Annotated in this window: 8 protein-coding genes; 4 read left to right on the top strand and 4 right to left on the bottom strand. The window is 73.0% G+C overall.

Annotated features, from left to right (window positions below; translation table 11 throughout):
• Together E1283_RS38270 and ppc are read left to right on the top strand one after the other, a co-directional pair.
• A partial coding sequence (locus tag E1283_RS38270) for a hypothetical protein (RefSeq protein ID WP_132820663.1) occupies positions 1-228 on the top strand: 228 nt, incomplete at its 5' end.
• Positions 229-342: 114 nt separating this feature from the next.
• Positions 343-3099 carry a phosphoenolpyruvate carboxylase gene (gene ppc / locus E1283_RS26435; protein WP_132820662.1) on the top strand — a complete coding sequence of 919 codons (2757 nt, stop codon included), beginning with the start codon at positions 343-345 and terminating at the stop codon, positions 3097-3099.
• 13 nt (positions 3100-3112) lie between these two features.
• On the opposite strand, the gene E1283_RS26430 is transcribed toward ppc, so the two are convergent.
• The gene (locus E1283_RS26430; RefSeq protein WP_132820661.1) at positions 3113-4135 is read right to left on the bottom strand and encodes a GlxA family transcriptional regulator; all 1023 of its coding nucleotides are present in this window, start codon (positions 4133-4135) and stop codon (positions 3113-3115) included.
• A gap of 19 nt (positions 4136-4154) precedes the next feature.
• Between E1283_RS26430 and E1283_RS26425 the strand changes: the two genes are divergently transcribed.
• Together E1283_RS26425 and E1283_RS26420 are read left to right on the top strand one after the other, a co-directional pair.
• Positions 4155-5486 carry an MFS transporter gene (locus tag E1283_RS26425; protein ID WP_243745122.1) on the top strand — a complete coding sequence of 444 codons (1332 nt, stop codon included), beginning with the start codon at positions 4155-4157 and terminating at the stop codon, positions 5484-5486.
• Between the two features lie 10 nt (positions 5487-5496).
• Positions 5497-6501 (top strand): metallophosphoesterase family protein, encoded by a 1005-nt coding sequence (locus tag E1283_RS26420; RefSeq protein WP_132820659.1) that lies wholly within the window; start codon positions 5497-5499, stop codon positions 6499-6501.
• Positions 6502-6525: 24 nt separating this feature from the next.
• Here the strand turns inward: E1283_RS26420 and E1283_RS26415 are convergent, their stop codons facing one another.
• From E1283_RS26415 to E1283_RS26405, 3 genes are read right to left on the bottom strand one after another with little or no spacing between them, the layout of a single operon-like run.
• A complete protein-coding gene (locus E1283_RS26415) occupies positions 6526-7026 on the bottom strand; it encodes a hypothetical protein (protein ID WP_132820658.1) in 501 nt (166 codons plus the stop codon).
• Positions 7027-7079: 53 nt separating this feature from the next.
• Positions 7080-7670, bottom strand: a complete 591-nt coding sequence (pth, locus tag E1283_RS26410) for an aminoacyl-tRNA hydrolase (RefSeq protein ID WP_132820657.1) — start codon at positions 7668-7670, stop codon at positions 7080-7082.
• A gap of 34 nt (positions 7671-7704) precedes the next feature.
• A complete protein-coding gene (locus tag E1283_RS26405) occupies positions 7705-8301 on the bottom strand; it encodes a 50S ribosomal protein L25/general stress protein Ctc (protein ID WP_132820656.1) in 597 nt (198 codons plus the stop codon).
• Positions 8302-8472 lie beyond the last annotated feature (171 nt).

Here is an 8472-nt window from a genome sequence, read left to right as displayed (position 1 = left end):
GGCCAGTGGGTCGGCATGGGCGGCCTGATCCGGGCCGCCACCACCGGCCGCTTCACCGCCCAGTTCCTCTGCGACGAGTTCGGGCTGCCGTTCCGCCCCTCCCTCAGCGACGGGGGCGGCGGCCGGTCGGGGAAGCGATACCTACGGGACCGTAACCTACGGCATCGTAACCACCGCAAGTTGGCGCGGACGTCACAAGCGGCTCATATCCAGGCGACCGTGCCGTGACGGGGCGATGGCACACCCTGACTACGATTGCCCTGTCGGACAGCGAGGTCCGCGTTAGCCCTGCCCTGATACGCCAACGACCTCCCCGAAGAGCCAGCTGCGAGGAGCCGCAACGTGAGCAGTCCCGACAGCAACGAGACACCCACCCCGCTCGCCCCGGAAAGCGGTACCGCGCTCCGCGCCGACATCCGCCGTCTGGGCGACCTGCTCGGCGAGACGCTGGTGCGTCAGGACGGCCCCGAGCTGCTTGAACTGGTCGAGCGCGTCCGGGCGCTGACCCGTACCGACGGCGAGGCCGCCGCCGAACTCCTCGGCTCCACCGACCTGACGACCGCCGCCAAGCTGGTGCGCGCGTTCTCCACCTACTTCCACCTCGCGAACGTCACCGAGCAGGTGCACCGCGGGCGGGGGCTGCGGGAGCGCCGGGCCGCCGAGGGCGGGGTGCTCTCCCGCACCGCCGACATGCTCAAGGACGCCGACCCGGCCCACTTGAAGCAGACGGTGGCGAACCTCGGCGTGCGCCCCGTTTTCACGGCGCACCCCACCGAGGCCGCGCGCCGTTCGGTGCTCACCAAGCTCCGCAAGATCGCGGAGCTGCTCGACAACCCGGCGGGCGAGCACGGCGGCGACCGGCGCCGCACCGACCTGCGGTTGGCCGAGAACATCGACCTGGTCTGGCAGACCGACGAGCTGCGGGTGGCCCGCCCCGAGCCGGCCGACGAGGCGCGGAACGCCGTCTACTACCTGGACGAGCTGCACGCCGGCGCCGTCGGCGACGTGCTGGAGGACCTGGCGGCCGAGTTGGAGCGGGCCGGCGCCGCGCTGCCCGCCGGCAGCCGCCCGCTGACCTTCGGCACCTGGATCGGCGGCGACCGGGACGGCAACCCCAACGTCACCCCGCAGGTCACCTGGGACGTGCTGCTGCTCCAGCACGAGCACGGCATCTCCAGCGCGCTGCGCCACATCGACGAGCTGCGCGGCGCGCTCTCCAACTCGATCCGGAACAGCGGCGCCAGCCAGGAGCTGCTCGACTCGCTCGACCGGGACATCACGCTGCTGCCCGAGATCACCCCCCGCTACAAGCGGCTCAACGCCGAGGAGCCCTACCGGCTCAAGGTCACCTGCATCCGCCAGAAGCTGCTCAACACCCGCGCCAGGCTCGCCAAGGGCACCGCGCACGTGCCGGGCCGCGACTACCTGGGCACCGGCGAGCTGCTGACCGACCTGTCGCTGGTGCAGGAGTCGCTGCGCGAGCACCGCGGCCAGCTGATCGCCGACGGGCGCCTGGAACGGCTGATGCGCACCCTGGCCGCGTTCGGCATCCAGCTCGCCACCATGGACGTGCGCGAGCACGCCGAGGCCCACCACCACGCGCTCGGCCAGCTCTTCGACCGGCTCGGCGAGGAGTCCTGGCGGTACTCGGACATGCCGCGCGAGTACCGCATGAAGCTGCTGGCCAAGGAGCTGCGCTCGCGCCGCCCGCTGGCCCCCACCCCGGCCCCGCTCGACGCGGCCGGCGCCAAGACCCTCGGCGTCTTCGGCACGATCCGCAGGGCGCTCGACAGCTTCGGCCCCGAGGTCATCGAGTCCTACATCATCTCCATGTGCCAGGGCGCCGACGACGTGTTCGCCGCCGCCGTGCTGGCCCGCGAGGCCGGCCTGATCGACCTGCACGCCGGCTGGGCCAAGGTCGGCATCGTGCCGCTGCTGGAGACCACGGACGAGCTGAAGATCGCCGACGAGCTGCTCGACTCGATGCTCTCCGACCCGTCCTACCGGCGTCTGGTCTCGCTCCGCGACGACGTCCAGGAGGTCATGCTCGGCTACAGCGACTCGTCCAAGTTCGGCGGCATCACCACCTCCCAGTGGGAGATCCACCGCGCCCAGCGCCGGCTGCGCGACGTGGCCCACCGGCACGGCGTCCGGCTGCGGCTCTTCCACGGCCGCGGCGGCACCGTCGGCCGCGGCGGCGGCCCCACCCACGACGCGATCCTGGCCCAGCCCTGGGGCACCCTGGAGGGCGAGATCAAGGTCACCGAGCAGGGCGAGGTGATCTCCGACAAGTACCTGGTGCCCTCGCTGGCCAGGGAGAACCTGGAGCTCACCGTCGCCGCCACGCTCCAGGCGTCGGCCCTGCACACCGCGCCCCGGCAGTCGCAGGAGGCGCTGACCCGCTGGGACGCGGCGATGGACACCGTCTCCGACGTGGCGCACTCCGCCTACCGGGCGCTGGTCGAGGACCCGGACCTGCCGGCGTACTTCTTCGCCTCCACCCCGGTGGACCAGCTGGCCGAGCTGCACCTGGGCTCCCGTCCGTCCCGCCGCCCCGACAGCGGCGCCGGGCTCGACGGGCTGCGGGCCATCCCGTGGGTGTTCGGCTGGACGCAGTCCCGGCAGATCGTGCCCGGCTGGTTCGGCGTCGGCTCCGGGCTGCGCGCGGCCCGCGAGGCCGGCCTCGACGACGTGCTGGCCGAGGCGTTCGAGCACTGGCACTTCTTCCGCAACTTCCTGTCCAACGTCGAGATGACGCTGGCCAAGACCGACCTGCGGATCGCCCGGCACTACGTGGAGACCCTGGTGCCCGAGGAGCTGCGGCACGTCTTCGCCACCATCGAGGCCGAGCACGCCCTGACGGTGGCCGAGGTGCTGCGGATCACCGGGGAGCGCGAGCTGCTCGACGCCAACCCCGACCTCCAGCGCACCCTGCACATCAGGGACGCCTACCTGGATCCGATCTCCTACCTCCAGGTCACCCTGCTGCACCGGCAGCGCACGGCGGCCGAGCGCGGCGAGGAGCCGGACCAGCTGCTGTCCAGGGCGCTGCTCCTCACGGTCAACGGCGTCGCGGCGGGCCTGCGCAACACGGGGTGACCCTGGCGGCCGGTCAGACGGGGCCGCGCCGGAACGTGCGGCGGTAGGCGCTGGGCGAGACGCCCAGCGCCCGGTGCAGGTGTTGGCGGAGCGAGGCCGCCGTGCCGAAGCCGGCCTCGTCGGCGATCCGGTCGACCGGCAGGTCGCTCTCCTCCAGCAGCTGCCTGGCCCGCTCCAGGCGCTGCTGGGTCAGCCAGCGCTGCGGGGAGAGCCCGGTCTCCTCGCGGAACCTGCGGGTGAACGTCCGCACGCTCATCGCCTCCAGCTCGGCCAGCTGCCGCAACGTCACCGGCTGGCCGAGCCGGTCGAGCGCCCACGCCCTGGACCGCCCGGTGGACCGCGCCCCCACGTCGGGCACCGGGCGCTCCACGTACTGGGCCTGTCCGCCCTCCCGGTGCGGCGGCACCACCGTGCGGCGGGCCACCGAGTTGGCGACGGCCGAGCCGAAGTCCCGGCGCACCAGGTGCAGGCACAGGTCGATGCCGGCCGCGACGCCCGCCGAGGTGAAGATCGGGTGGTCGCCCGTGCGGTCCTCGGTGTAGAGGATGTCCGGCTCCAGGCAGACCCGGGGGTAGAGCCTGCGGAACTGTTCGCAGGCGTCCCAGTGGGTGGTGGCCCGCCGCCCGTCGAGCAGCCCGACGGCGGCCAGCACGAAGGCGCCGGTGCAGATGGAGGCGATCCTGGCGCCGGGCCTGATCAGGCCGAGCGCGGCCCTGAGCTCGGGTGGGATCCGACCCTCGACGGCGGTGTCGCTGCCGTGCGCGGCCGGCACGATCACCGTGTCGGCGGTGGCCAGCGCCTCGGGCCCCGCGTCGACGACGATGTCGAAGTCGGCGTCCGTGGGCACCCGTCCGGGGCGGACGGCGCACGTCACGATCTCGTAGAGCAGCCGCCCCTCCGCCGACTTGGCCCGGCCGAACAGCCGGTGCACGATGCCGAGCTCGATCGGCAGCATCCCGTCCCGCACCAGCACCGCGACCCGGTGCCTGGGCTCGTTCGCCACGTCCATGGCCCGATCCTTGCACATCGCGGCCATCGGGCCACTCGTCGTACGGATGTCGGGTCGGCAGGATCGTGGGGTGACCCAGACCGAACAGCCGTCCACCACCAGCCCGGTGGCGCCACGCGTCCACCCGGCCTGGTGGGTCGCCCTCGTCGCCTTCCTGGTCCTCATCGGCGCCGCCGGCTTCCGGGCCACCCCCGGCGTGCTGATCGACCCGCTGCACGACGAGTTCGGCTGGTCACGCGGCTCGATCTCGTTCGCCGTCTCCGTCAACCTGCTGCTCTACGGCTTCACCGCGCCCTTCGCCACCGCCCTGATGGAGCGCTACGGCATCCGCCGGGTGGTGTGCGGCGCCCTGGTGCTGATCTCGACCGGCAGCGGGCTGACCGTCTGGATGGACAGCCAGTGGCAGCTGGTCCTGTGCTGGGGCGTGCTGGTCGGCCTGGGTGCCGGCTCCATGGCGCTGGCGTTCTCCGCCACCATCGCGGGACGCTGGTTCGTCGCCCGGCGCGGCCTGGTCACCGGCGTGCTGACGGCCGGTGGCGCGGCCGGCAACCTGGTGTTCCTGCCGGTGGTCGGCCTGCTGGTCGAGGGGCCCGGCTGGCGCGCCGCCGCGGTGGCCGTCTCGCTGTGCGCGCTGGCTGTGGTGCCGCTGGTGATCTGGCTGCTGCGGGACCGTCCCGAGGACCTGGGCGTCCGCCCCTACGGCGCGGGCGACGACTACGTCACCCCGCCGGAGGCGCCGCCGGGCGCGGCCCGCCGCGCGGTCGGCGCGCTCGTCTCGGCGGCGCGGACCCGGGTGTTCTGGCTGCTCGCCGCCTCCTTCGCGATCTGCGGCGCCTCCACCAACGGCCTGATCGGCACCCACTTCGTGCCGGGCGCGCACGAGCACGGCATGCCGGTGCCGGTCGCCGCCTCGCTGCTGGCGCTCATCGGCGTCTTCGACCTGATCGGCACCGTCTTCTCCGGCTGGCTGACCGACCGCTACGACCCGCGCCGGCTGCTCGCCGTCTACTACGCGCTGCGCGGCCTCTCGCTGCTGTTCCTGCCGGCGCTGTTCGCCGACTCGGTGCACCCGTCGATGCTGTTCTTCGTGATCTTCTACGGCCTCGACTGGGTGGCGACCGTGCCGCCGACGATCGCGCTGTGCCGGGAACACTTCGGCGAGGAGGGCGGCGTCGTCTTCGGCTGGGTCCTGGCCTCGCACCAACTGGGCGCCGCGGTCGTCGCCTTCGGCGCCGGCCTGATCCGGGACGTCACCGGCTCCTACGACCTGGCATGGACCTCGGCCGGGGTGCTGTGCGCGGTGGCCGCCGTCTCGGTGATGCTGGTCGGGGGCCGGGGCGGGAAAAACCTCCTGCGGGCGGAGCCGTCGTCCTCCTAGGCTGTCCGGCATGCCGCGCACCGTGATCGTCGGGGACATCCACGGGTGCTTCGACGAACTCCTCGACCTGCTCGACAAAGCCGCCATCCGCCCGGACGACCTGTTGGTCGGCGTGGGGGACCTGGTCGACCGCGGCCCGGCCCCCGGCGAGGTGGTCCGCCTCTTCCGCGAGCGCCCGAACTCCGTGGCGGTCATGGGCAACCACGAGCGGAAGCACGTGCGCGGGATCTTCTCCTACGCGCAGGAGATCACCCGGCTCCAACTCGGCGACCGGTACGCGGAGACGGTCGACTGGATGCGGACGTTGCCGTACCACTACGAGAACGAGCACGTTCGCGTCGTCCACGCCGCGATGCTGTCCGGGACTCCGCTGGCCGAGCAGCGGGAGGAGATCCTGTGCGGCTCGACGAGGGGCGAGCGGGAGCTCGCGGCGCTGTTCCCCGACGGCCACTGGCACGACCACTACACCGACGCGAAGCCCGTCGTCTTCGGCCACCACGTGACCGGGCGCGAGCCGCTGATCCGGGACGGTCGGATCTTCGGCCTCGACACCGGCGCCTGCCACGGCTGGAACCTGACCGCGCTCAGCGTCCCGGACTTCACGGTCCACTCGGTGCCGGCGCGCGCCGACCACTGGTCGGTCACCAGGCGCCGCTGGCAGTTGCCCGTGCTGCGGAACAGGCCCTGGCCCGACCTCCCCTGGCCGGAGCTGGATCGGGCGATCGACCGGTTCTCCCGGTCGGCCGACGCCGCCACCCGCGACTGGCTGGAGGCGCTCAGGACCTGGGCCGCGGATCTCCGGGCGGCGTTCCCCGCATTGCTCACCGCGGCACGGCGCGTCGCCGCCGCACTCACCACGGACGGGCTGCGCGGACACCCCGCCGCGAAGGTCCTCTTCCAGGCCCGTGACGGCCGCCTCGACCAGACCGGCCTCAGCCGCCAGTGCCCGACGCCACGCGCCACGGTCGACCTGGCCGCGTCGCTGGGTCTCACGCTGCCGGAGCGGCCCGAATGAACCACGGGACCGCGCTGCGAGTCGCTAGATCCAGAGGGCGAAGGTGAGGCCGAGCGCCAGCAGGGCGGCCGCGCCCGTGCCGGTCGCCGTCCGGTACATCCGCAGGCCGCCGCCGATCACGATGGCGGCCAGCAGCAGCGCGCCCATCAGCGGCAGCCAGGAGTAGAGGACGCCGGGCAGCCCGGTGCGGATCGCCTCGCCGGTGTCCTGGTGGACGGCGACGTCCAGGGTGTCGCCCGGCTCCCGGCCGATCGGCTGGACGAGCCGGACGGTCGCGCCGCTCGGCTCGAACACCCCGGTGCAGCCGTCGTCGGCGCAGGCGCTCAACGTCAGCGAGCCCTGCGGGAGGTCGCCGGGGGACATGGCGTCCCGGGCGGTGTCCCAGGACGCCAGCGCCCCGGCCGTCACGATCAGCAGCGCCAGCAGCCCCATGAAGAGATACCGCGCCAGCAACAGGACGCCGAACGCGCTCTCGCCCGCCCGGCGGGCGACACTACGGCGGGCGGTGCGGGTGGTCGTGGACATGGCGCCGATCTTTGGCCACAGCCCGGCGACCGGTCAACCCCCGTCACGGCGCGTCAGCTGTTGTAAGCGCCCTGGGCCTTCTCCAGCCCGGCCGTCAGCAGCGCCTCCACGGCGTCGGCCGCCCGGTCCACCAGGAAGTCGAGCTCCTTGCGCTCGGTCCCCGAGAAGTCCTTGAGCACGAACGCCGCCACGTCCATCCGGCCGGGCGGCCGGCCGATGCCGAACCTCACCCGGTAGTACTCACGGCCGAGCGAGGCCGTGATCGACTTCAGCCCGTTGTGCCCGTTGTCCCCGCCGCCCAGCTTGAGGCGCAGCGCGCCGAAGCCGATGTCCAGCTCGTCGTGGATGACGACCAGCCGGGAGACGGGGACCCGGTAGAACGTGCTGAGCGAGGTGACGGGCCCGCCGGAGACGTTCATGAACGTCATCGGCTTGGCCAGCAGCACGCGCGGGCCGCCGGCGCCCGGGGCGCCGAGCCGGCCCTCGCACAGCATCGCGCGGGACTTGTGGGACGTGAACCTGCCGCCGATCCGCCGGGCCAGCAGATCGGCGACCATGAAGCCGACGTTGTGCCGGTTCGCGGCGTACTGCGGCCCGGGATTGCCGAGGCCCGCGATCAGCCAGGGGTCGTCCGTGGTGGTCATCACCGTCTCCCGCCGTTCTGGGGGCTGTCGTCCGTCAGGCGGTGGCCGCGGACTCCTCGCCGGCCTCGCCACCCTCGGCCGCCGGCTCCTCGGCCTGCGGCTGGACGACCTGCAGCACGGCGGTGTCCTCGTCGACGGCCAGCGTGGTGCCCTTCGGCAGCTGCACGTCCTTGGCGAGCACCGTGGCGCCCGGCTCGAGACCGGCGACGGAGACGGTGACCGCCTCCGGGATGTGGGTGGCCTCGGCCTCGACCGGCAGCGCGGCCAGCAGGACCTCGAGCAGGCCACCGCCCGGGGCCAGCTCGCCCTCGGTGTGCAGCGGCACCTCGACGGTGACCTTCTCGCCCCGCTTGACCAGCAGCAGGTCCAGGTGGACCAGGTGACCCCTGATCGCGTCACGCTGCACGGCCTTCGGGATCACCAGCTCCTCGCGACCGCCGAAGCTGAGGGTGATCAGCACGTTCGCGCTCTTCAGCGCCAGCATCGTCTCGTGGCCCGGCAGGGTCACGTGCACCGGGTCCGTGCCGTGCCCGTAGATGACGGCCGGCACCTTGTTCTCCACCCGGATCCGCCGGGAGGCGCCCTTGCCGAACTCCTCGCGGACGTCCGCGGCGATCTTCACATCGGCCATTGCTCTGCCTCGCTCCTCGTTGGGGGATCTCGATCACGCCCGGCCCAGGGCGGACCAACGGACCAGCCACGAAGAGCGCGTCGATCACGGACAACCCACGGGGTCCTCCCTCGCCGAGCCCCTCCACTCTACCGGTGGCTCACCCGGCCGTTTCCCCCACCGCCCCGCGGG

The sequence above is a fragment of the Streptomyces hainanensis genome (assembly GCF_004348415.1).
Lineage (GTDB): Bacteria > Actinomycetota > Actinomycetes > Streptomycetales > Streptomycetaceae > Streptomyces > Streptomyces hainanensis.
The sequence above is the reverse complement of the archived record's forward strand: the minus strand, read 5'-3'. Positions and strand labels throughout refer to the sequence as shown.